The organism is Candidatus Insignibacter tubulum (genome assembly GCF_056790205.1).
On sequence record NZ_CP199715.1, the window covers coordinates 209,053 to 235,152 of the forward strand.

The following is a 26,100-nucleotide window of genomic DNA, read 5'->3' on the forward strand; positions in this document are numbered from 1 at the left end:
AATGCTTGATGTTAGGTTAAGACATATTTTAAAATTGAAAAAATGAGTAAAATTATTGGCATAGACTTAGGAACTACAAACTCCTGTGTCGCCGTAATGGAAGGGAACGACCCCGCAGTAATCCCTAATTCCGAGGGGAAGAGGACCACTCCTTCTATGGTAGCATTTGTTGAAGGAGGCGAGATAAAAATAGGTGATCCAGCTAAGCGGCAAGCGGTTACCAATCCACGAAGAACTGTTTTTTCAATCAAACGTTTTATGGGGACAAGATTTTCAGATGTCTCTCATGAAGTTGATCGTGTCCCTTACAAAGTTATAAAAGGACCTAATGATACTCCAAGAGTAGATATAGACGGAAAACCTTACACTCCTCAAGAAATTTCTGCAATGATCCTTCAAAAAATGAAGAAGACCGCTGAAGATTATCTAGGACAGTCAGTGAATCGTGCCGTGATTACTGTGCCTGCTTATTTTAATGACGCACAGCGTCAAGCTACTAAAGAAGCAGGTGAAATTGCGGGGTTAAAAGTAGAGCGTATCATTAATGAACCTACTGCGGCAGCTTTAGCTTATGGTTTAGATAAAAGTAGACAGGATAAAAAGATAGCTGTTTACGACTTAGGAGGTGGAACATTTGACATATCTATTCTTGAACTAGGTGAAGGAGTATTTGAGGTGCTTTCTACTAACGGGGATACTAAACTTGGTGGAGATGATTTTGATGATATTCTTATTAATTTTTTAGCGGATAATTTTCAATCAGAAGAGGGAATAAATCTTCGCAAAGATCCTATGGCACATCAGCGTTTAAAAGAGGCAGCTGAAAAAGCTAAGATTGAGCTTTCTTCAAGCGCCCAAACTGAAATTAATTTACCTTACATTACGGCTGTAGATTCCCTCCCTAAGCACTTAGTGAAAACTATAACACGTTCGAAATTTGAGCAGCTCTCTAGTGAACTTATTCGTCGTTCTATGGAACCTTGCAAAAAAGCATTGGAAATTGCTGGATTAAAGGCTAATGACATCGATGAAATAATCCTAGTTGGGGGATCTACACGTATTCCTAAAATACAAGAAGAAGTAGAAAAATTCTTTGGGAAAAACCCCTCTAAAGGGGTAAACCCGGATGAGGTAGTCGCTATAGGTGCAGCTATTCAGGGAGGTGTGCTTACCGGAGATATAAAGGATGTACTCTTACTTGATGTAACTCCTTTATCTCTAGGCATAGAGACCTTAGGTGGAGTCTTTACTAAACTCATTGAGGCAAATACTACTATCCCTACTAAAAAATCCGAGACGTTCTCTACTGCAGCGGATAATCAGTCTGCCGTAACTATACGCGTAGGACAAGGTGAGCGATCTATGTTCAATGATAATAAAGAAATTGGACGCTTTGATTTGATAGATATTCCACCTTCTCCCAGAGGCACACCACAAATTGAAGTAACCTTTGATATTAATGCTAACGGCATTTTAAGTGTATCAGCTAAGGATAAAGGGACTGGTAAAGAACAATCTATTCGTATTGAGGCCTCTTCAGGGTTAAGCCAAGAAGAGATTGAAAAAATGAAATTAGAAGCACAAGAAAATGCTGATAAAGATCAAAAAGCTAAACAAGAAATTGATAAGCTAAACTCAGCAGATGCTCTTATATTTCAGACTGAAAAACAGCTTAAAGATTATAAAGATAAACTCTCTGAAGAAAATAAGAAAAAAATAGAGGATGCTCTAAAAAAGTTAAAAACCGCTCATCTTTCTAAGAATTTTATGGAGATTGAGAATAATATAAAATTACTTAACGATACTTGGGCTACCGCCTCTCAAGAATTATACAGCGCACAAAAAACTAACGTAAGTGATAATACTTCGAATATAGAGAATCCTTCTAATACTACTAAATCTAATAGTAGTGAAAAATCTAACCAAAATAGTGAGAATATTCAAGATGTAGATTTTGAAGAAGTAAAGTAAAAAATCCGCTTATTGAACAGCGGATTTTTTAATTAATTAAAAAAACTCTTATATGTAATTTTATAAACTTAATATTTGTTCTTAAATAAGCAAGTTAAATTTTTGCCTTTTCGGAAAAAAATATAAAAAAATCTTTTCTAATCCTAGATTACTTAAATAGTTTCTTAAGTAAAAAACCTTAATAGTGATTTAAACTAGTTAATCATATTTAACTAAATATAAATATATATTTATCAATCAGAATATATCTCTTTTAAAGATTAAAAAAACAAATAAATTTCTTAGTAGTTAATATTTAAATAGGGAGTGCTTATATATCGTATCATATAAATACTAAGGTTCTATTGACAGATAATATAGTGAAAAAAAAAGTTGATCATTTTCATCTTCTTAATAAGAAGGAGAGGATAATCTTTTTACTCTATGAGAGAGTAAAAAGATTATCCTCTCCTTCTTAGGAGAAGTGAATAATGTTGATAGTATATCTAAAATATAAAAAATATCACTATAAACAATTAACCGGATAATATAAGCCTCTACTCTCTTAGAGAGGTAGAGGCCTATATTATAGGACAAATTATGTTTAACTACCTTCTTCTAAGGGATAGTTCCCTTTGTTACCTCCAGAATTTTGAGTACAAGCTATACATAACAACAGTGAAAGAGCAATAAATATAACAATATATTGTCTTTTCATAATTTTTAATTTGTTTAGATTGCTATTCCTGAGAGCTTAGCTAAAATACTCTCCCCTCCAATAATTTTATCACCAATACATGAATAAATCTCAGTATCTAATGGTAAAAAAACATCTAATCTAGATCCAAATTTAATGAATCCAAACTCTTTCCCAGCTTCAGCTTGATCTCCTTTATATCCATAAAGAACAATACGTCGTGCTAAAAAACCTGCAATCTGCCGAAATAACACTTGTTGCTTTGCACTTGTCTGTATCACTAAACTGGTATGTTCGTTTTTAGTAGAAGCCTTAGGATACCAAGCTATAAAATATTTCCCCGGGTGATATTTTGAATAAATTATTTTTCCTGATATAGGATAACGTGTTACGTGTACATCTAAAGGAGACATAAATATAGAAATTTGTAGAGCATTTTTTTTGAAAAATTCAGGCTCATGAACTTCTTTTAGAATCACTATTTTACCATCTACAGGTGCTACTACCTCATTATATTTCACGTTGAGTCTCCGCTTAGGGTTTCTAAAAAACCATAATATAGAGGAGTTTAAGACAAGAACAATCACACTGATTAACAATGTTGTTGCAATACAGAAAAAAAATAGAGATCCTATTATAAAAATAATTGATAGTATCAAAGTGTTCCGTATAATAGAGTATCCTTCCTTATGAATCATGTAAATAATATATTAATTGAATAAAATTACATAAATCATCGTAGCATATATAACAAATATAAAACTATCATGACGATCAAGAAATCCACCATGTCCAGGGAGTAAATTTCCTGAATTTTTTACCCGGCAAGTACGCTTAATAAGTGATTCTACTAAATCTCCTATAGTTCCAAATATTCCTGTAATGAGCCCTATTATAGGCCAATATCTTTGTAGGGAAAATAGATAGAAAACAACAGAGATTATCATGCAAAGAACCAAGCCTCCAAAAAAGCCTTCTAGTGTTTTTGCTGGAGAAATAAGTATAGCTAACTTATGCTTGCCCCAACGACTAGTACCTATCATATAGGCAAATGTATCATTAATCCATATAAGTAAAAATAATCCTAAAAACATTTGCTTGCCTTTTAGTAAATAAAGCTCACAAGCTAATATAAAAGGGATATAAATATAAATAAAGGAAAAAAATACACAGGCTATACGACGAAGTTTTTCTTTAGCAGGAATTGGAGAAAATAATTCAAATAATATAGGTAAAGGAGAAAAAAATATTAAGAAATATATGGCATTTTCTATAATGTTACCTTCAGTAAATAAGGAATGAAAAATCATTCCTATAATAAAGATAGCTAATAAAAAATTTGAGAGCTTTGAGCCTATAGCAGTAATGATGAAAAACTCTCTTAAACATAAGAGAGAAAATAAGAGCATAAGTATTTTGAAATAAAAAAATCCCAAATTATTGCAAAGCAATACTATTATTATATATAACGTTCCGGAAAAAAATCTAGTGAAAAATTCACTTTTGAAGTTAATCATTAAAGATCAAGTAAATATTTTTTTTTATATTTTGGATACAAAGCCTATATTATTATCTATTTATATACAGTTATTATCAAACAGTTGATACTTATTAATAAGTAAAGTAAATTCAATTAAATAATTAGATAGACTCATAGCCTATCCTAAAAAGGAGGTAATATAAAAAACGATTTCTAAAAAAAAAAACTTGGCCTAGCAAAACAAACTTTTTCTCCTATTGTCTTAATTATAAGTTTAATAAAGAATAGCATCACATAGAACATACTATATATTCTCTCAAGAGAATATATAATTATCTTATTTTAAGAGGTAGATCTAGATGCTTTTAGCATATCTCCTATTTCATCTATAAAAACTCTTTTCCCAAATATTATTTCTAAGTCTTCTTTAAAAATAACTTCTTTTTCAAGTAATTTATTAGATAATTCCTTAAGTTTAACAATATTATCTTTAAGTAATTCACAAGCTCGTTGATACTGTTGTTCTATAATTTTAGAAATTTCCTCATCTATAACCCGTGCGGTACTTTCGCTATAAGGCTTATTAAAAGAATATTCGCTTTGACCTGTAGAATCGTAATAAGAAATATTACCTATACGTTTATTTAATCCAAAAATAGTTACCATAGAATGCGCTTGTTTTGTCACACGTTCTAGATCATTTAAAGCACCAGTAGAAACATTTCCAAAAATGACTTCTTCAGCAGAACGTCCTCCTAAGAGTGCACAGATCTCATCTAGCATCTGTTCAAAGGTTGTCAATTGACGTTCTTCAGGAAGATACCATGCAGCCCCTAGAGAACGCCCACGAGGCACTATAGTGACCTTTACAAGAGGAGCGGCGTGTTCTATAAGCCAACTTATCGTAGCATGCCCCGCTTCATGATAAGCGATGCGCTTTTTTTCATTAGGTTTAATAATCTTGTTTTTCTTTTCAAGTCCACCTATAATACGATCTATAGCATCTAAAAAATCTTGATGTTCTATCTCATTTTTATTCCTCCTTGCTGCTATAAGCGCAGATTCATTACAAATATTAGCGATATCTGCACCACTAAACCCAGGAGTTTGTCTAGCAAGAAAATCGATATCCACTTTTTTTGCTAAAGTTAATTTCTGAAGATGTACATAAAAAATTTGTTTTCTTTCATTAAGTTCAGGTAAATCGACAAAAATAGTGCGATCAAAACGCCCTGGACGTAATAGCGCCTTATCAAGAATATCTGAACGATTAGTAGCTGCTATAACAATAACATTAGTATTAGTTCCAAAACCATCCATTTCAGTAAGTAGTTGATTTAGCGTATTTTCTCGTTCGTCATTTGCTCCAGTAATATTGTTTTTTCCTCTAGCTCTTCCTATAGCATCTATTTCATCTATAAAGATGATAGAAGGTGACTTATCTTTAGCTTGTTTAAAAAGATCTCTTACTCTAGAAGCGCCTACACCTACAAACATTTCAACGAAATCAGAACCCGAAAGAGAAAAGAAAGGAACTTTTGCTTCGCCTGCAACTGCCTTAGCCAAAAGAGTTTTCCCAGTTCCTGGAGGGCCTATCAGAAGCGCCCCTTTGGGAATTTTACCTCCTAGCTTAGTATATTTATCTGGACTCCTTAGGAACTCCACTATTTCCTGAACTTCTTCTTTAGCTCCTTCGAGACCTGCTACGTCATGAAAAGTAGTTTTTACATTATCATTTTCATCAAATAACCTAGCCTTAGATTTTCCTATATTAAAAATATTTCCTCCAGGGCCATTACTTGATCCAATACGACGAAGAATAAATACCCAGAATACAATAAGTAGTAAAAAAAAGAATCCATATTCAGCAAAAAATTTACCTATACTGTATTCTTGTTCATTTTTAAAATCGATTATAGCATCTAATTGATAGAGTCGTTTATAGTCCTGAAATTTTTGCTCGAAAAGCCTAAGATCACCTATCTCGAATTCATATTGGGCTATATTAGCTGAAGGAAAGTTTTTTTCAGGTGAAAAAAAAACATTACTGTCTTTAGAGTAATTTTTAATTAATTTCTTTTTGATCCAAACACTTGCAAACTCACGATGCCTAATTAGTACTTTTTGAATTTCACCTTTAGATAGCTTATCAAAAAAAAGTTCCTGGTTAATACGTTTTATTCCCAAAAAAGAAGATTGAAAGAAAAATATACTGATAGAAATAAGTAATACAATAGTGAATACCCAAAAAGAACTGCTCTTATTTTTTATTTTTTTATCCATTATTTTATTTTGTTCATTTTACTAGTTATCATCCCAATTTTAATTATATATATCTCCCTTTCCCTCTCTCCTATTAAAATTTTTAAGATTACAATAATCTATTTATCTTATCAATTTTAAAAATTGATGTAGTATAACAACAAGCATAGATCATCAATCATTAAAATCCCATATTGGACGTTGGTTATTCTCTTTAACATGATAGGATTTTTTCTTAGGTGTTTAAGAACATAGAATATTTGATTTGATATGATACATAAATTTGTATCTAAGAATTAGTATTGCTAATGATGAAATAACTAAAAATAACGTTTTGAATAATATTTAAAATAACAATATTCCTTTCCCCTTTTTTCTATGGATGGCTTTAGTGATTGCTTTGAGCAAAATAAAAATTTTTACCTTAAATACTATAAATGTTTTAGCCTTGTATTTATAATACATAGGCAAAAATAAATAAATACTTTTATCAATTCATAGCATGTAAATTTTAACTATGAACTCATTTTTATATCCCGTTCACTTAATTGAGTTATATACAGTAACATCTACTAATGATTATTTAAAAAAAATACGTCCTACAAATTTTTTATCAGATGAGTGGATAGTTGTATGGGCCTTAGAGCAAACTAAAGGAAGGGGCACTTATGGCAAGTATTGGCAAACAGAAAAAGCTAAAAATCTAACTTTTAGTTTTTCATTCGCTACTTATATCCCAGTGAGAGAAAAATTTTTATTGAATATATGCATCTCTAACGGCATTCATAAAAGACTCTCTCTTGAAGGACGAGATTTTTTTATAAAATGGCCTAACGATATCCTTTTAAGGGGGAAAAAAATAGGAGGTATTCTAATTGAAAACAAAATAAATAAAGAATATATTCGAAATACTGTTGTAGGGATCGGATTAAATGTTCATCAAGAAAAATTTCAGACCTCTAGAGTTTCTTCACTAAGAAACTTAGTTTATAAAACTTTTAATTTAAAAGAGCTTCTTATAAATATTATAGAACATATACAAAAAGAATATCAACAACTTTCTCAAGGAAATCACCAAATTCTTAGAAACTATTATATGTTACATCTTTTTGGCAAAAGAGAAAAAAAATATTTTAAACTAAATGATATAATCTATGAGGGAGAAATACAAATTGTTGATAGAGACGGTCATCTATTAGTATTTTTTGAAAAATACAACCAAAAAATATATTTTTCTCCTAAAGAAATCCATATGATTTATTAACTTTTCTCCTTTATTTTACCCTTAAATACTGTTATTTTGAGTTTTTTTCATCATTTTTTGTAATCGTTTCTGCCATAGACTCTTAATTTTAGGTTTAGATTTATTTTCTTGTATTTTCTTATGAATGATCTTTTCATCAAGTATAAAACTTTTTATTATAAAAATAAGCGCAATATTAAGGGTATTTGAAATAAAGTAATACAGTGAAAGGCCTGAAGCATAACTGTTAATAAATAACAACATAATAATAGGCGCCAAAGACATTATAAATCTCATATCAGGCGATCCTCGCTCTTGTACCGGAGGATTCATATTCCCGGTTCCACTTATTTTAGTATAAAGTAAAAAAGCTAAAGTATAGAGCAAAGTAAATAAACTCACATGATCTCCATAAATAGGTATAGAAAAAGGGAATTCGTAAATAGAGTCATAAGAAGTTAGATCATCGGCCCAAAGAAAAGATTGTCCACGTAAATTAATAATGGTTGGAAAGAATTTAAAAAGTGCATAGAAAATCGGGATCTGTAAAAATGCGGGTAAACAACCTGATATAGGATTAACACCTGTCTTTTGGTAAAGAGCCATAGTAGCTTGTTGTTTTTTTAACGGATCGGCTCCCTTAAGTTTTAGATTAAGTTCATCTATCTCAGGCCGAATGATCTTCATCATTGCACTAAGCTTGTATTGCTGGTAGGTAATCGGAGAGAGGATAAGCTTTACAACAATAGTCATTAAAATTATTATGATACCATAATTAAGGTGAGTTTTTTCAAGAAACTGAAATATAATTAGGAAAAAATATTTATTTACCCATTTAATAATACCCCAACCAAAAGGGATAATATCTTCAAAATTTTGATTATAACTCTTAAGTAAGTTATAATCAAGCGGGCCAAAATACCATTGGCCTTTATAGTTAATCTCATTTAAATCTAGTGCTAGATTAGCTGATAGGTCAAATGATTTGAGATAAGATGAAGAATTAGGAAGAACCTTTGATTTAATATTCGCTTGCTCGAAAGGATGCTCTGAAGATAGTATAGTAGTAAAAAATTGCTGCTTATTTGCTATCCAGTTAGCCCCCTGAACATTTTCTTCATCCTGAGAGCTATTACTTAAATATTTTACTTTTTTTCTATTATTATAAGCATAATATACCTGAGTATAGCTTTTTTCCCAATTGGGGCTCTTTTCAAAACTCATTACCTTTTGTCCCCAATTGAAAGATATATAATCAGATGAAGCAAAAGAAAGAAGATTGCGAGTTTTTATATTAAAATCCAATTTATAAGTTGGTTTTTTAGATAGCACATAAGTGTACTCTAACTCGGCTTTAGAAGACAAAAGCGCTTTCATAGTTAATTGATATTCGCTTTTAGTCTCTTTAATTTTAGGGATGAAAAATAAATATTGACTCAACACTTTCCCCTTATCAAAGTTTTGTAAATTCAGTCCAAAATAAAAAGTGCTAGGTTTTACTAGGTAAAGATCTGCATGATGATTAGAATTTTTATGATTATAAGCCTTATAACGCTTTAGGAGCACTTCACTAATTTTTCCACCTAAATTAGATACTTTTACTCGCATCACTTCGTTCTCTAAAATAGTCTCACCAGCTCTACCTACAGAATGAAAATCTACAATAGGTTTTTTAATAACTTTAGTCGGCAGATAAGATTGTTTTAAAGATGATATATTATCTAGTTCTTTATCTGGATGAGAAGTTCTATTAAAATAGAGAAAGCCTATTAAAATAACAGATATGCAAATAGAACCTATTAAAGAGCTATAATCTATTTTTCTACTTTGCATAATATTATACTCTATAAATTTCAGATATTTATTTGGATAAAAAAGCTTTAGAAGCTTTTATAAAATGTATAAATAATGGATGTGGTATAGCTACTGTGCTTTTATATTCAGGATGATATTGAACGCCTAAGAAAAAAGGATGGTTTTTAAGTTCCATTGCTTCAATTAATCCTGTTTCAGGATTATCTCCAGGAAAGTCCATCCCTGCTTTAGTGAAAACTTCTAGATAATCAGAATTAAATTCATAACGATGTCTATGACGCTCGCTTATGTATTCTTTGGCATAAATCTGCCAAAGCAGAGAATCTTTTTTAATACGACAATCCCATGCTCCTAAACGCATAGTCCCGCCTTTTTGAGTCAAAGTCTTTTGAGTTTGCATAAGATCTATGACAGGATATTTTGTATTAGGGTACATTTCTGTACTTTGAGCCTTTATATCTAAAATATTCCTAGCAAATTCTATAGCCGCCATTTGCATACCTAAACAAATACCTAAAAAAGGTATCTGATAAACTCTAGCAAATTCTATAGCTAATATTTTTCCTTTAATTCCTCGTTTCCCAAAACCAGGAGCTACGATAATACCTGAAATATCTTTAAAATATTTATCTCTATTATTATTGTTAATACCTCCGGAATAAATCCAACGAATATTTACTCGCACTTCATTACAAGCACCTGCATGTATCAGAGCTTCGTTAATAGATTTATACGCATCATGAAGGTTTGTATATTTGCCAACAATTGCGATAGAAACCTCTTTTTTAGAATTTTTATATTTTCTTAAAAAATCTCGCCATATAGATAAATCAGGGGGGCTCTTAGAACAAAGATTTAGATCATCTAATATTGCTTGATCAAAACCTTGGATATATAGTAGTTCAGGAAGATCATAGATAGTTTGGACATCTACAGACTCAAATACTCTTCCAGGTTTAACATTACAAAAAAGAGCTAGCTTATCCCTGAGCTTATCAGATACTGCTTGCCTACTGCGACATATTAAAAAATCAGCCTGTATACCGCTTCCCATTAAATATCGTACCGAATGCTGAGTAGGCTTGGTTTTTAACTCTCCAGTAGTATCTAAAAAAGGGAGTAAAGTTAAATGAATAACAAGACTATTGTCAGAGCCAAGTTCCCATTTAAGTTGACGTACTGATTCTATATAAGGAAGACACTCAATATCCCCGACAATTCCTCCGATTTCAGTAATTATAATATCATACTGATTCGAATTTCCTAACAATTGAACACGTCGTTTAATTTCATCGGTAACATGGGGTATAACCTGTACGGTCTTCCCTAAATATTCACCTCTACGTTCTTTTTTGATAATGGTTTGGTAGATACCTCCTGAGGTTATGCTATTTGCTTGAGATGTAAAATTATTAAGGAAACGTTCATAATGTCCAAGATCTAGATCTGTTTCAGTCCCGTCTTCAGTAACAAAACATTCGCCATGTTCATAAGGGTTAAGTGTACCGGAATCTATATTAAAGTATGGATCAAGTTTTTGAATGCTAACTTTATAGCCACGTGATTGTAATAATGCTCCTAAAGAGGCTGAAATAATACCCTTTCCTAAGGAAGAAGTAACCCCTCCAGTAACGAAAATATATTTAATCTGTGACATAAAGAAAAAACTTTAAACCTTTAACAAAACTACAAACAAAATTTTAAGGAGTATCTTAAAAAGTCATATTTCGATAATCATAAGCTAAATTTAATAAACAAACTAGTATGCAAATAGGGGAGGGCTTGTTAAGATATAAAACATAATATACTTCTTCTCTCTAACAGAGAGGATAGAAGAGTATATCACTACATAACTCTATATAGGCATAGATACTAAACTTTATCCTTTTCTATTTCGCAGTTTTGATTTAATCAATGATTAAAAGAGAACATTGTTTTATAGATATACATAAAACTTATAATTTCAAGGAATATTTTAATCCTTTTATATATTTATTACCTAATTTTATTAGGTAATAAATATTAATTCAATAGAATTCTATGAAATAAAAAATATCCTAACGGAATGGGGGGCTTATAATTAAAGAATAGATTTATTAGCATTATATGTCAAACGTAGATTTAAATCCCTATTAAGAATACTAAAAATTTAAGTTCTTCCCTTATAGATGGAGAATAAAAATATAAGATATTTTTTTTTCTTGAGAAGAAACCTAAACGAATGTAAGTTTCTAATAATTTTATCTAGAACTAGATCCTTAAGCAAGCAAAAAAAAAACACTAATTATCTCATTTTAAAGAACCTCCGGGAACTTTTAAATGAAAAAAAATCACTATTTTTATGTATATCATGAGCATTAACTATAATGAAGTTATTAGCTGTAGCAAAAATGTTTTTTTTTTTTAAACATTTTTTTTAAATATCTGAAAATCGTAAAAACTAGTTATACAATAGAAATTACTATTTTTACGATACGAACTATTATACCAAATTTCTAAATCCTCAGAAAAGCATTCTCTAAGTTCTTAAGGATAATCTTTGATAAGATCTTTTAGTCATTCTACGCATTTAGGAGTATTATAAAGGTCAGAAAGCCATTTTTGATTTTTAAGTAAATACGGTCTCACAAATAAAGTAAGTTTAAATTTATCTAAAATTAAAAATTCATTTTTTAGATTCTCCCAATACATGAAGCATTTGATTAAATTTTTGAGAAACTTTTTCCCCAGGTGTTTTATTTAATAAGCTTACAATAAAAATTACTAAAGAAGCTACTAAAAACCCAGGGACTATTTCATATATTGTGTCTTTTAAAGGGCTATTAATCCAAATTATAATGGTGATAGATCCAGATATCATTCCACATAAAGCACCTAACCCGGTAGTTCTTATCCAGTATAAAGAAAATAGTATTACAGGCCCAAATGACGCTCCAAAACCTGCCCAAGCATGAGATACTAAATTTATAATATTATCATTAGCGCGCAACGAAAGAAAAATAGCTATAATAGCTACAATCAAAACGGATATACGACCTATTAACATTAGTTCTTTATTTGAAGCTTCTCGATGAAAAAAAAATTTATATAAATCTTCAGTAATCGCACTCGAGGTTACTAAAAGTTGAGAGGAAATACTACTCATTATAGCTGCTAGAACAGCTGATATAAAAAAACCTCCTATAAAAGGGTGAAACAACCATTGTGAAAAACGTATAAAAATAGTTTCCGGATCATCTAAAATTAATTTATATTTATCTACATAAGCAATACCTATAAAGCCACTAACCATAGCTCCAAAAATAGAAAATAATATCCAGGAAAGGCCAATTCTACGAGCTGACCCCATTTGTTTAACGGAACGAATAGCCATAAAACGAACAATGATATGAGGTTGACCGAAATACCCTAGGCCCCAAGCTATAAAAGAAATAACGGTCAAATTATTTTTTTTGCTAAAAAAATTTAGCAAATCAATATTAACCCCCTTTATAAGCTTTAATGAATTGCTAATCCCTCCTAGATCCAAAATAGAAATAATAGGGACGATAATCAGTGCAATAACAATCAAAAATCCTTGAATTAGATCAGCTAAACTAATAGCTAGAAACCCTCCTAAAAAAGTATAAAATACTACTACACCTACCGTTAAAAGTAACCCCCAATGATAGCTCAAGCCAAAGGCTGATTCAAAAAGCGTACCTCCTGACACCATACCTGAAGAAATATAAATCGTAAAAAAAATAAAAATGATCAATGTTGATGTTAAACGTAAAGAACGGCCATATCGTTCAAAACGATTTTGGAAAAAATTAGGGATGGTAATCGCATTATCTGCTAATTCAGTGTATATGCGAAGTCTAGGTGCTACAAGAAGATAATTGAAATATGATCCTAGAATTAGTCCTACCGAAATCCATATTGCAGAAAGACCTAATACATATATAGCACCTGGCAATCCCATTAATAACCAGCCACTCATATCAGATGCTCCTACTGAAAGGGCTATTACCAGTGGTCCTAAAGAACGGTTGCCTAACATATACTCTGAAATATTAGCAGTAGATTTTTTGTAAGCGTAATAACCTAATCCCATCATTGCAAGCATATAAATGCTAATAGAGATATATTGATAAAACATTTTATTTTCTTGAATAATTATAATTACATAGAAGTACTATTGTTAATAGGTTGCCAAGATAATATTTCTTATATATAAAGTTCTAAGATGATTGTTTTTTAACAAATATGTATTTATTATTTTTTATACTCTATAAAATCAAATGACCTATTTTAATAGGTTTTTTAGGTAAAAAACCATAGGGATGAATATATATTTTATATACGTTTTGTAATAAATACTTTATTATTTAACTAAGTTAAATTACTAAGCTAATAAAAGAGAATCTGCCCCCTCAGGGAGGGATATAAGGGTAAAAAAAGCTTATTATATTTGAGGAAAAATTTTAATATGAATAGATACTTAGTTAATATGCTTACATTTTTAAATCTATTTTGCGGGTGTATAGCTCTAATCTTTTTAATTAGAGGCCCTTATTATGAAAAAGTTGCTTTATTAACTTTTATAACATTAATCCTAGACTTTTTTGATGGCTTCTTCGCATGTTTATTTAAGGAGAAAAGCAAACTTGGCAAACAACTCGATTCATTGGCTGATCTAGTATCTTTTGGATTAGTTCCAGCACTTATTGTATTTAATTTTTTAGAACAGTCTATAACTGCATACCCACTTTTTTCATTTTGTAAATGGAGCGCTTTTTCCATAGTTTTATGTTCAGCATGGCGATTAGCAAAATTTAACATCGATGAAACTTCAAATATCAATTTCAAAGGGCTTCCGACTCCTGCAAATACACTTTTTTTTATTGGATTATCTGTATTAGATCCTAGGGATATATGTTATGATTTTTGGAAATGTATACTCAATTCATCTATTTTATTATTATTCCTATTACTTATTTCGTGTAAGTTGCTTATTTCAAAAATTCCTATGATTTCTTTAAAATTTTCCTCTTTTCTCTGGAAAGAGAATTTTCCTAGATATTTATTTTTAATATTCTCTATTGCGCTTTTTTTACATATGCAACTATCAGCGCTTCCTATAATAATCCTATTATATATATTTATTTCAATACTAAATAAAAAACGATTACTTACCTAATTATGATAAGTATGCATAATAAGTGTATTTGTTTTTTGGCATAAGATTTAAAGGTTTTTTAACCATTAAACATATGATAATCATCATCAAAATTTGCCTATAAAGGCCTATGAAAAAAAATAGTGATTTAAATTCTAAGTATGGCCCCTTCAAAAGGGGACTTAGATATAGCCAATGATATTAGGAGTAAGTAACTAGTATATAACCTGCCTCTTTTTTAAAAGTATAATTATAGGAAATTATAAATTATATTATAAAAAGTTAATTCCCTAAACATTATCATAACTAGCCTATATAGGAAATTATAAATTATATTATAAAAAGTTAATTCCCTAAACATTATCATAACTAGCCTATAAAAAAAAAATATTACTGGCATAATTTTTATAGGAAATGTAAAAAAAAACACCCTCCAAGGATATTAACAAAGACAAAAAAAATAGAAAATATAAAATAGATATACAGTATAAGTACTATCTATTAAAAATAAAAAAAAATGAGATTTTTATCTAAAACATTATTTAATTAGTTTCTAACATATCATAAGAATAAAAATTTGTGACCTCGGGGGGACTCGAACCCTCAACCTTCTGATCCGTAGTCAGATGCTCTATCCAATTAAGCTACGAGGCCAGGCCTCGGACAAATATACTAAAGACTATATAGCTTTCCCAAAAAGATATCAAAATAGTTCTGATAAACTAGTTTATATAATGATTTATTATAAAGTATACTATTTATATATATATAATATGTGATATTGTTAAATTTTTCTCGTGATGTTGTATTTTTTTTATCTAAAACTGTTTTTATGTAAACTTAATTTTAACTGGGTTAGTTTTTGAATAAAATATCTTATTTTAAATAATATCTATTATGTTTATTAACTTATTATGGAGTCTTATATAAAATATATTCAGATACTTTTGTATTCTATCTAACCTATGTTTATAGATATTAAGTGTATAATAATTATAGGATTTTATTAAAATAATAAAAAGTACTCTTAAGATATATAAGTTAAAAATTAATGTAACCAATATGGTTAGAAATTCTTCTAGAATAATTAAAAATCCTATAAATTTTTATCTCCTGTATGTTAATAGTAATTAACATAGTTTATTATAATAACAATATATGATGACTTCTCATATCTTTTTTATAAATCAGTCCTAAAGAGGATAGAGAATCATTTTTAAAAATGATGAAAAAGATCATAGTAAAAGTGAAAAGAAAAATAAAACCTTGGGGTTAAGATACTTAATATACTTTCTATTTCAAGCCAATAATTTCACAAAAATGTATTAAATAAATAATATTATACTTAAGTTTTTTTTAGTAGACTAATTATAAAAAACAATAGTTGTGAAGATACAATCTGTAAATAGTACAGACTATTATTTTTTTTAGGTGGGAATTATATAGGGAAAGAGAAGTTAAAAAAAATTATTACATATAATAAAAACTATACAGTAAAAGCTTAATAATACGTTAGATAAAAAATTATTGATCTCTATTCATATATAAGTTTATTTGCATAAATATTCAGATTAAAAAAATAAATCAATTGATAAAAATACTAATTTATATTTTACCAATCATATTTTCAGGCTTAACCCATTCATCAAATTCTTCAGGTGTTACATATCCCAATCGAAAAGCTTCTTCCCTAAGGGTTGTATTATGTTTATAAGCTGCTTTAGCAATTTCAGCTGCCTTTTCATAACCTATATAGGTATTAAGTGCGGTAACTAGCATTAATGAACGTTCTAAAAGTTCTTTAATACGCACATAATTTGGAATAATTCCCTTTACGCAACGTAACGCAAAAGAAAAACAAGCATCTCCTAGAAGTTGAGCCGATTGTAAAAAATTGTAAATCATCATAGGTTTGAATACATTAAGTTCATAATGTCCTTGAGAACCTGCTATAGAAATTGCGGTATCATTCCCCATAACTTGTACACATACCATCGTGAGGGCTTCACATTGTGTCGGATTAAACTTTCCAGGCATTATAGAAGAACCTGGCTCATTCTCCGGAATTAATAACTCACCTATACCTGAACGAGGTCCGGAGGCTAACATACGTATATCATTAGCAATTTTCATTAACGAAACAGCTAATTGTTTAAGTGCACCATGCGTTTCTACTAAAGCATCATGAGCGGCTAAAGCCTCGAATTTATTCCTAGCAGTTTTAAATGGGAAGCCTGTAAACTCTTTTATATATTCAGCTACTTTTATATCATAACCCATAGGCGCATTTAGTCCAGTTCCTACAGCTGTTGCTCCTAACGCAAGTTCTGAGAGATGAGAAAGGGTATACTCAATAGAGCGGATAGCGTAATCGAGTTGGGCTACATAACCTGAAAACTCTTGACCTAAGGTAAGTGGAGTGGCATCCATGAGATGAGTACGACCTATTTTAACAATATTTATAAAATCTTTAGACTTTTTATTCAGTGCATCACGTAATTTTTTTACTCCTGGAAGGGTTACTTCTATAAGTTTTTTATAAGCGGCAATGTGCATGGCTGTAGGAAAAGTATCATTAGAAGATTGCGATTTATTTACATCGTCATTAGGATGAATCACACGTGTATCTTCTTCAAGCGCTCGTCCTTCTATAACGTGTGCTCGATTAGCAATTACCTCATTAATATTCATATTAGTTTGAGTCCCCGACCCTGTTTGCCATATTACTAAAGGAAACTCATCATTAAGATCCCCACATAATATTTCTTGGCAAACTTTTGAAATCAAAGTCTTTTTCTCTTCAGTTAAAATTCCTAAATCAGTGTTAGCGTAAGCAGCAGCTTTTTTTAAATAAGCAAAAGCATATATCAAATCTAAAGGCATAGAAGCAGGCGGGCCGATTTTAAAATTACTTCTTGAACGTTCGGTTTGCGCTCCCCAATATTTATTATTGGGAATTTCTACTCGGCCCATAGTATCTCTTTCTATACGAAAATTCATTTTTATCTATTTCTATTTTTTAGAATAGAGATAAAGATACGAAAAGATTAAATAATATTTTTTTAATTTTAATTTTAAATTAAAGTATTGTCATGACAATAATTGCACAATTTATAGGATTTTTATTTTTTATTATAATAGCTATATCGGGCTTTTGGTGCCTGAGTTTTCTTCTTGCTATAGTGCCTTATTGGGTTATTATGGGGACAGCTGAAACATATGAAAAAATCAATGCATCAATATTACCAGAGAAAGTATGCAGGAAAATTTTGCCTAAGCAAGAAAATGTAAAGTTACTTTGGAGAAAACCTTAGCTTTTGTAAAGCTACATTATATTATCTATATCCCCTAGATAGGGGGCTTACCTTTATTGAATAAATTTTATTTAAAGTAATCATATGTTATCATATCTTTCAATTTCCTGATAAATAACATTATATAATTAGGTTATATAATGTTTATCCTTATTAAGCTTCCCTATCCCCTTTTAGGGAAAAAAAGATATAGCTTTTCTTTTTATTTATAAAAAATTATCAAAAACTCGATGAGTTTTACTTCTTATGAAACAGTTTTAAAGCCCCATCTATAATAATGTGATAATCAAATTCTACATCCTTTTAAGGAGTAATAGATATTTATTGCCTCTATATTTTTTGTTTAAAAAAACTTTTTGATATTTACTAAATACTAGAATTAACATGGACTCCTCTTTTTTAAGAAATATTTTATTACCTGATTTTCTTACTTGTGTTAAAAATGGGAATGCACATATCAATTATATATTTATTAAAAGAGTTTATCTAAGAATCTTTAGAGATTATTATGCATTCATATTTTAATAAATATTATCAAAACAACTTATACTCCTTTCGGATTTATCTTACCTAGGAAATTTTACCAAATGAGTTTTTTTTAGTGTAAAGTATTAGTGTAAAGTAAACTGATATACTTCATATAGTAAATAACTACTTATATTAAAGAAACATTATTCTAATCTCAGAAGTAATAATATTTATCTCAATAAAAAGAGAAATTATTTTATTATCCTACGCTTTTTAATAAATATTAAATAAATATTTAATGTTATTTAATTTTTTACTATAATGTATATCATAGTAAAAAATGAATAGAAAGAAGATATAAACGAGTAAATATACAAGCACAATAGTAAGCGTGACCTGGCTGGGTCTCGAACCCAGGACCCTTACATTAAAAGTGTAATGCTCTACCAACTGAGCTACCAGGTCTTTTTTAAGCTGGCATTATGCAGCTAGCAAATATACAATCATTTTATTTGTTTAACAATGTATGTTCTAGAGAATCTAGAAAAATCTTATAATTTAGTGATTTATAATAGTATTTTGCAGGTTATTTTAATAGGATATATGGGTAGTGGAAAAACCACTGTTGGTCAACTATTAGCTTCATATATGAAAATGAAATTTTACGATTTAGATCACTATATAAGTGTTCAAGAGCAAGAACATATTAGAGATATATTTCTAAAAAAAGGTGAAAATTATTTTAGGGAAGTAGAGTCTTTTTATTTAAACTATATTTTAAAATCAATAAAAAACTATGTCCTCTCTAGTGGAGGGGGTACGCCTTGTCATGCGGATAATATTTTATTGATGAAACGTTTAGCAAAAACCGTTTATCTAAAATTATCTCCTGAATTAATTTATCAACGGCTTCGTACTCAAAAAACTAATCGCCCTATTATTAGTCATTTATCAGATAAAGAACTTAATAATTTTATTTTTAAGCATTTTTCCGAACGGATGATTTTTTATGAACAGGCAGATTACATAGTGGATATTATTAATAAATCACCTTTAGAAATCGCTCACTATATTCAACGATATTTATTAGATACCTTTGTTTGATAACAGGATGGGAATTAAACTAATCTTTTTAAAACATTTAAATGAAATACTACCTTCAAATACTAAGCATGTACTAGTAGCGGTAAGTGGTGGAATTGATAGTATGGTTTTATTAAATCTTTTACAAAGTACTTCGCTTTCGCTAAGCGTAGCACATGCCAATTTCCAATTGCGTACTATCGATTCAGATATCGATGAGAAATTTGTTGAAGGGCTCTGTAAACATCAAAAAATTCCTTTTTATCTTCAGCGCTTTGATACTCTAACCTATGTAAAAACGAATAAGTGCTCTATACAAATGGCCGCCCGTGCTTTGCGTTATAGATGGTTTGCTAGACTTTTAAAAGAACTTAAATTAGATGCTATAGCTTTAGGTCATCATCTGGATGATACATTAGAAACTTTTTTTATCAACTTCATGCGTGGTACGGGACTTAAAGGATTTTTGGGTATCTCAAATACAGAAGATATTTTACGACCTTTATTACCGTTCACACGGGCGCAGATTTTTAAGTATGCACAGGCCTCTAACCTTGAGTGGCGCGAAGATTCAAGTAACCAAGATCATAAATATTCCCGTAATGTTATACGACACCGTATAATACCTTTGCTGTTAAATCTTTCGCCTAATCTTTATAAAAATTTCTCAACCACTTTGCTTAACTTAAATGATGATTATATTCTTTCAAAAGAAATTATTAAAACGACTATAAAAGAAATAACTCTAAGCAATAGAAAAAATCCATTTCAATGGGAAATCGATATTTCTAAACTTAGGAATCTACATCCTTTAAAACCTTATCTTTTTCGATTATTTTCTCCTTATAATTTCAAAAATTTATCTGATCTTGAACATCTTATATATGCACAATCCGGGAAACAACTTTTCTCTCGTTCTTATCGTATAATTAATGATAGAAATCGATGGTTACTTATTAAAAGAGAACTTGAAAATAAGAAAAGAATGTATGAAATTTATTCTCCAAGAACCATTACAGAACCGTTATCATTATCCTTTAAAATAAGCAATTCGGTAGATACAACAGCGCTAGTTTCTATAGATTTTGGAAAAGTTTGTTATCCACTTATACTGAGAAAGTGGTGTTTTGGAGATTATTTCTATCCTTTGGGAATGCGTAAAAAAAAAAAACTTAGCAAATTTTTCAAGGATGAAAAATTTAGCCTTCCTAAGAAGGAAAAAATCTGGCTGTTAATCAATGCAGATGGGGCTATTATTTGGATTGTAGCTCATCGCTTAGATGAACGCTTTAAAATAAGTATAACGACTGAAAAGATATTAAATATAAGATAACCCCTAATATTCAAATTTTGTATAGAGTTTTTATACTATTTTTAGTTTTTTGGAATTTATCAGCACAAATTTTCCAACCGGTACAATTTACTTCTGAACAAAAAAAAATTTCTAAAAACAAATACGAACTTTCAATAAAAGTTAGTATAAAAAAAAATTGGTATGTCTATTCGACATATATGAAAGCTAAAAATATAGGAATTCCTATATCAGTGAATTTTAATAAAGATCAAAATCATTATGAAAAAATTGGGCCACTAAAGGAAATAGGGCAATTAAAAAAGAAATATTTACGTGATTTAGGCTTTAGTTATTACTTTTTTAGCGATGAAGTAGTTTACAGCCAACATATTCGTAAACTTTCTTCAGATCCTTTTGAAATAAAGGTTTTACTTGAATTTCAAGCATGCAGTCATGATAATTGTTTAGCTCCCGAAAGACGAGATTTTATTTTTTATTTTAATGAATCTAAGAAATATATAAAAAGCCCTACAACAGGGCATAAGAAAAGATCATATTCAATAGATTTTTTTGTAAAAAAACAAAAAAGCCTTTGGATTAATATTCTTTTTTTTGGTTTTATAGCGGGTATAGCTTCTGTATTTATGCCATGTATTTTCCCAATGATTCCACTTACGGTAAGTCTCTTTAGCAGACAAATTAAAAACAGATTTGAAAGTATAAAAAAAGTCCTTTTATATGGAATTTTTATTGTATTGATTTATGTTTTTTTAGGCACTTTTATAAGTATAATTTTTGGAGCTTCAGCGCTTAATGAAATTTCTAGCAGCCCTTGGATAAACTTATTGTTTTTTGTATTATTTATATGGTTCGCCCTTTCTTTTTTTGGTTTATTTGAAATTTTTCTTCCTAGTTCATGGATTAATGCGGTAGATAAAAAATCTCGTAGTACACATCTATTAAGTGTTTTTTTTATGGCTCTTATTCTGGTTTTGGTTTCATTTTCTTGCACCGGACCTATTATAGGTACACTATTAGTAGAATTAGCTAGAGGAGAATTGCTATTAACCCCTATTATAGTTATGCTAGGTTTTTCTTTAGGATTATCTTTACCCTTTATGTTATTTGCTATTTTTCCAAGCGGATTAAACGCTTTGCCACGTTCAGGGACGTGGTTACAAAGATTAAAAATTAGTTTTGGATTTATAGAGTTAGCTTTAGCTATGAAATTTCTCTCCAATGCAGATTTAATATGGCGATGGAATATTATAAAACGTGAAGTTTTTTTAGTTTTTTGGGTCGTCATTTCCTTTCTTTTAGGATTATATTTACTTGGAGTTTTTAGATTCCGTTTAGAAAACTCATATAAAGGGACAAGTTTACCAGCGTTTTTTGCATCTATTTTTTCATTAAGTTTTTCATTGTATATTTTACCCGGAATCTTTGGTGCACCTTTACAACTATTAAGTGGATTTATTCCCCCAAATACCTATAGTGAATATTATCCATATTCAAATTTTTCAAAACTTCTGCCTTCAGACACTCAAAAATATATTCAAGATATCCCTGTATTTTACGATTATGAAAAAGGCCGTAACTATGCAATGAGACAACTCAAACCTATTTTGCTTAATTTTACTGGATACACATGTGCTAATTGTCGAAAAATGGAGGAAAAAATATGGGCAGATCAACGTATTAAATATCTTTTATCAAAAAAAATTGTAGTAATTTCACTGCATGTAGATGATAGAAGAAAGTTACCTGAATCTGAGAGTTATTTTTCAAATTATTCAAAAAGACAAATAGTCACTTATGGACAAAAATGGGCAGATTTTCAAATAAATCATTTTAAAACAAATGCTCAACCTTATTATGTTATAGTAGATTACGAAAATCAATTAATGAATACCCCTATTGGGGCTGAGTTCCATATAGATAAATATATCGAATGGCTGAAATTAGGTATTGAGTTTTTTTCTTCTCGCAACTCTTTATAAAATAAATTTCTTATAATTTTATATCTATAAATCTAACTATGATGTACTTCTTAAGAAGTATTTATCGTGTTTTTACTATACTTTATAACTATTATTATATTAGAGAGTGTAATTTTACAACACAAGTTTTTTACATTATTCCCTTAAAGTAAATTATTAAAGATTTTTCTATGTGCACATAACCTAACTATTTATTCCTCTTTCTATAAATAGGAATAATATATATTGAGATATATACAAATATATCAAATGCTACAAAATATAGATGTAATATTTTTAGTTATCTTATCTAATACTAAATATATTGGGTAAAAGCTCTTCTTAATGTTTTTTTGAGCTAGGCTTTCAGCTAAATTACTTATTTAGTATATATTTATTTTTAAACTCACATATGGATACTGTACTATTGAAATAATATAACGCGGTATAATTAAAAATTAATATAGAAAATTATAATTATGTTTCTTTTCATTCAAGGATAGATCTCTATAAAAACAAACTATAAATAATATTCGGGGGAGGAAGGGGGGAGGAGATTATATTAATAATCATGTAATTTTAATGTTTTTATCATATAACATTATATTTTTTAAGAGATTATTTAATTTATTCCTATCGGAAAAACTTAAATCTTAGTTTTTTTAGGCTCAATTTTAATAGCTATTATATCAAGTAATATGATAATCTTGTAAACGAATGATAAATTTTTCAAGAAATTTAAAGAAAATTAAAGCTAAAATTGGGAATCAAATACAATTAGTGGCAGTCTCTAAAAAACAACCCATCTCCTCTATAATGGCTCTTTATGAAGAAGGTCAACGGGATTTCGGTGAGAGTTATATCCAAGAATTAATCCAAAAATATCAAAAGTTACCTCAGGATATTCGTTGGCATATGATAGGTAAAATACAGGTTAATAAGCTTAAATATATAGCGCCTTTTATTTATATGATACATAGCATAGAAAAATTTACACATTTGCAAATTCTTGAGAGAGAAGCAGCGAAACATTCAAGAACTATACGATCTCTTTTACAAATTAAAATTTCAAGAGAACCCTCAAAATCAGGTATGAGTATTGAGCAAGCGAAAGATATAATACATTCTTTCCGATCTATTAATATGTTACATATCCAACTTTTAGGTTTTATGGGAATAGCTACTTTTACAAGAAATAAACAAATAGTGAATAAAGAATTTAGCTTGTTACATGATTTTTTTATGCAATTCAAAAAAGATTATCCGAATTTTAAGATCCTTTCTATGGGTATGAGTTTAGATTACATGTTAGCTATATCCTGCGGAAGCAATATGGTTAGGATAGGTAGTAATCTTTTTGGTAGACGTATAGAGTAATTTTTTTCCTGATTTTTTAATAAAAAATGATAATTACCGCAATAAGCGCCCCAGTTTGGGGAAATTATTTATATTAAAAATAACTACCTAAAACTTAGATACTTATTCGTTAAAGAACAGATGTGTTTTTTGTGTAAAAAAAAATAGTTATTAAAAATTTTTATTATATATTAATTATAATGGTTATTCTAAAAAAGAATATATAATTATACTAACTACTATACTAGTATAAGTAATAATAAAATACGTTTTAGCTTACTGCATTTATTACAATAAGTAGTGTATATATATAAAATTCTAATTTATAGAGTAACTTGCTCAAGTTTTTTTTATGCGATTTTTTTGCGATAAAATATTACTAAGATTCCTCTACTAAGAAAGTAATTTATAAGAGTATATCTATCTTTTTTGTTTAAGCAAAATTATAACCGCATTGTATATGGTAATTATCCTTAATAGGATAAGCGATAATGATATTTAATTATAGTACTGTAAATTTTATATAATTTTTCTTTTAAGTTATATATTATCATGATAAGAATTTTAGTTCTATCTTATGATTTTTGAAAAATATATTTCTCCATCTAAAAATTCCTGAATAGCAATAGAGGTAGGCTTAGGAAGCATTTCATAAAATTTTGATGTCTCTATTTGTTCTTTATTTTCAAAAATCTCCTCAAGTGAATCATTATTAGAGACAAACTGTTCAAGTTTTTTATAAAGTTCGGTTCTAATCAAATTATTTATTTGATTAGCACGTTTACCTAAAATATTGATAATAGCATATATATTTTCTCCAGACTCTTCCATCTTCTTTCGGTCGATAGTTTCAATAGATAAAGGTGCTTTAGTATCTTTAAATTTCATAAGGGTTCACATTTACATTCTTCTTTTTTAAATATGATTTTTTTGTTATTTATTCAATATTTTGTAATACTTTTTTTTGGATATCCATTATTTTTTCTGTGTATGAAGAACCTGGATAAGACTTGATAAATTTTTCAATCATATCTAAAATTTCTTGAAAACGTTCCTTTTTGATTGGTTGAATATTATTTAATAATAATTTATGTTTGGAATCTATAATATAGTATTTAATTTTTTCTATCAACGTACTTTTAGGAAAATTATTTATGAATTGTTCGAAAACTTTTATAGACGACTTATAACGCATAATATCATAATACGTTTTGGCAATTTCAAAGTATTTTTTTTCTAGTTTCTTTGTAAGATTTTGAATTAATATTATGGCCTCTGAGCCCTTTTTACTCTTAGGATATATACTAATAAAATTCTTTAGTTCTTCGATAGCTATATAAGTGTTTTTTTGATCTAAATTATAATCCAGAGAACTCAAGTAATAAGAGTATCCTGAATAAAAAAGAGCTTCCTCAGCACGCTTATCCGATGAATAAGAATTATAAAAATTTTTAAACTCGCGTCCAGACACGGTATAACTTTTATTATAAAAATTTGATATAGCAATCTTATACTTCAAATCTTTAATAATTTTGTCTTCTTCAGCAAAAGGCATGGCTTGCTCATAAAATCTTAATGCTTGAGAATATTTTTTTTGAGAAAAAAAATCATCTCCCTTTACAATTATATAATCTATGTCACCATTCTTAAGCGCTTCCTTAAGATGTCTATCACACGCGAATAAGATCAAAAAAGGGAAAAAATAAAGACTAATTCTTTTAGAATATTTCAAAACTAACATCGATATATTTATATTTTTTTTTTAATTACGTAGTATTTTAATGTCGTATACATTTATTAACATAGCCCTCTCTCCATAAAGACTCACTATTAAAGTATATAGTCCTCGATATTTAACTTATAAGGGGGGGGATAGCATATAAATATGTATATGCGAAATTTTTTATATCAATACCGAGAAAGTTTTCTAGAAGAAAATAAAATATTACCATAGATGAGGTTTTATTACAGAAATTAAGGAGAGAGATAGAATTATGT

The 26,100-nt window shown here is 29.1% G+C and carries 17 protein-coding genes and 2 tRNA genes; 8 read left to right on the forward strand and 11 right to left on the reverse strand.

The genetic code is table 11. The features are described 5' to 3' along the window. The first annotated feature begins 42 nt into the window (after positions 1-42). Positions 43-1,971 carry a molecular chaperone DnaK gene (gene dnaK / locus ACUBP5_RS00810; protein WP_482168416.1) on the forward strand — a complete coding sequence of 643 codons (1,929 nt, stop codon included), beginning with the start codon at positions 43-45 and terminating at the stop codon, positions 1,969-1,971. Between the two features lie 711 nt (positions 1,972-2,682). On the opposite strand, the gene ACUBP5_RS00815 is transcribed toward dnaK, so the two are convergent. The 3 genes from ACUBP5_RS00815 to ftsH all read right to left on the reverse strand — a co-directional run bounded on the left by ACUBP5_RS00815 (position 2,683) and on the right by ftsH (position 6,410). Continuing rightward, on the reverse strand, positions 2,683-3,345 hold the full coding sequence (locus tag ACUBP5_RS00815; RefSeq protein WP_482168417.1) for a phosphatidylserine decarboxylase family protein: 663 nt from the start codon (positions 3,343-3,345) through the stop codon (positions 2,683-2,685). Between the two features lie 12 nt (positions 3,346-3,357). Beyond that, positions 3,358-4,164 carry a phosphatidate cytidylyltransferase gene (locus ACUBP5_RS00820; RefSeq protein ID WP_482168418.1) on the reverse strand — a complete coding sequence of 269 codons (807 nt, stop codon included), beginning with the start codon at positions 4,162-4,164 and terminating at the stop codon, positions 3,358-3,360. A 305-nt stretch (positions 4,165-4,469) separates the two neighbouring features. Further along, positions 4,470-6,410, reverse strand: coding sequence for an ATP-dependent zinc metalloprotease FtsH (gene ftsH, locus ACUBP5_RS00825; protein ID WP_482168419.1), 1,941 nt, complete (start codon positions 6,408-6,410; stop codon positions 4,470-4,472). 496 nt (positions 6,411-6,906) lie between these two features. On the opposite strand from ftsH, the gene ACUBP5_RS00830 reads away from it, so the two are divergent. Further along, complete coding sequence (locus tag ACUBP5_RS00830; RefSeq protein ID WP_482168420.1) at positions 6,907-7,653, forward strand: biotin--[acetyl-CoA-carboxylase] ligase; 747 nt, start codon at positions 6,907-6,909, stop codon at positions 7,651-7,653. A gap of 21 nt (positions 7,654-7,674) precedes the next feature. Here ACUBP5_RS00830 and yidC read toward each other — a convergent pair whose 3' ends face one another. The 3 genes from yidC to putP all read right to left on the reverse strand — a co-directional run bounded on the left by yidC (position 7,675) and on the right by putP (position 13,588). Then, positions 7,675-9,465, reverse strand: a complete 1,791-nt coding sequence (gene yidC, locus ACUBP5_RS00835; RefSeq protein WP_482168421.1) for a membrane protein insertase YidC — start codon at positions 9,463-9,465, stop codon at positions 7,675-7,677. A 28-nt stretch (positions 9,466-9,493) separates the two neighbouring features. Continuing rightward, entirely contained in the window at positions 9,494-11,104 is a 1,611-nt protein-coding gene (locus ACUBP5_RS00840; RefSeq protein ID WP_482168422.1) for a CTP synthase, read from the reverse strand. A gap of 1,008 nt (positions 11,105-12,112) precedes the next feature. Beyond that, on the reverse strand, positions 12,113-13,588 hold the full coding sequence (putP, locus tag ACUBP5_RS00845) for a sodium/proline symporter PutP (RefSeq protein ID WP_482168423.1): 1,476 nt from the start codon (positions 13,586-13,588) through the stop codon (positions 12,113-12,115). 330 nt (positions 13,589-13,918) lie between these two features. On the opposite strand from putP, the gene ACUBP5_RS00850 reads away from it, so the two are divergent. Next, complete coding sequence (locus tag ACUBP5_RS00850) at positions 13,919-14,629, forward strand: CDP-alcohol phosphatidyltransferase family protein (RefSeq protein WP_482168424.1); 711 nt, start codon at positions 13,919-13,921, stop codon at positions 14,627-14,629. A gap of 559 nt (positions 14,630-15,188) precedes the next feature. Here the strand turns inward: ACUBP5_RS00850 and ACUBP5_RS00855 are convergent. Both ACUBP5_RS00855 and fumC read right to left on the reverse strand, forming a co-directional pair. After that, a tRNA-Arg gene (locus ACUBP5_RS00855) sits at positions 15,189-15,262 on the reverse strand. A 951-nt stretch (positions 15,263-16,213) separates the two neighbouring features. Continuing rightward, a complete protein-coding gene (fumC, locus tag ACUBP5_RS00860; protein WP_482168425.1) occupies positions 16,214-17,608 on the reverse strand; it encodes a class II fumarate hydratase in 1,395 nt (464 codons plus the stop codon). Positions 17,609-17,700: 92 nt separating this feature from the next. Between fumC and ACUBP5_RS00865 the strand changes: the two genes are divergently transcribed. Beyond that, entirely contained in the window at positions 17,701-17,922 is a 222-nt protein-coding gene (locus ACUBP5_RS00865) for a hypothetical protein (RefSeq protein WP_482168426.1), read from the forward strand. Between the two features lie 860 nt (positions 17,923-18,782). On the opposite strand, the gene ACUBP5_RS00870 is transcribed toward ACUBP5_RS00865, so the two are convergent. Further along, positions 18,783-18,855, reverse strand: a tRNA-Lys gene (locus ACUBP5_RS00870). A 114-nt stretch (positions 18,856-18,969) separates the two neighbouring features. Here ACUBP5_RS00870 and ACUBP5_RS00875 point away from each other — a divergent pair. From ACUBP5_RS00875 to ACUBP5_RS00890, 4 genes are all read left to right on the forward strand, one after another. Further along, positions 18,970-19,494, forward strand: coding sequence for a shikimate kinase (locus tag ACUBP5_RS00875; protein WP_482168427.1), 525 nt, complete (start codon positions 18,970-18,972; stop codon positions 19,492-19,494). A 7-nt stretch (positions 19,495-19,501) separates the two neighbouring features. Beyond that, positions 19,502-20,806 carry a tRNA lysidine(34) synthetase TilS gene (gene tilS, locus ACUBP5_RS00880; RefSeq protein WP_482168428.1) on the forward strand — a complete coding sequence of 435 codons (1,305 nt, stop codon included), beginning with the start codon at positions 19,502-19,504 and terminating at the stop codon, positions 20,804-20,806. 17 nt (positions 20,807-20,823) lie between these two features. Beyond that, positions 20,824-22,767, forward strand: a complete 1,944-nt coding sequence (locus ACUBP5_RS00885) for a protein-disulfide reductase DsbD family protein (protein WP_482168429.1) — start codon at positions 20,824-20,826, stop codon at positions 22,765-22,767. Between the two features lie 696 nt (positions 22,768-23,463). Next, positions 23,464-24,123 carry a YggS family pyridoxal phosphate-dependent enzyme gene (locus tag ACUBP5_RS00890; protein ID WP_482168430.1) on the forward strand — a complete coding sequence of 220 codons (660 nt, stop codon included), beginning with the start codon at positions 23,464-23,466 and terminating at the stop codon, positions 24,121-24,123. A 549-nt stretch (positions 24,124-24,672) separates the two neighbouring features. On the opposite strand, the gene ACUBP5_RS00895 is transcribed toward ACUBP5_RS00890, so the two are convergent. Then, entirely contained in the window at positions 24,673-24,990 is a 318-nt protein-coding gene (locus ACUBP5_RS00895; protein WP_482168431.1) for a DNA-directed RNA polymerase subunit omega, read from the reverse strand. A gap of 49 nt (positions 24,991-25,039) precedes the next feature. Then, positions 25,040-25,843: an outer membrane protein assembly factor BamD gene (locus ACUBP5_RS00900; RefSeq protein ID WP_482168432.1), complete on the reverse strand. Its 804-nt coding sequence runs from the start codon at positions 25,841-25,843 to the stop codon at positions 25,040-25,042. Between the last annotated feature and the right edge of the window lie 257 nt (positions 25,844-26,100).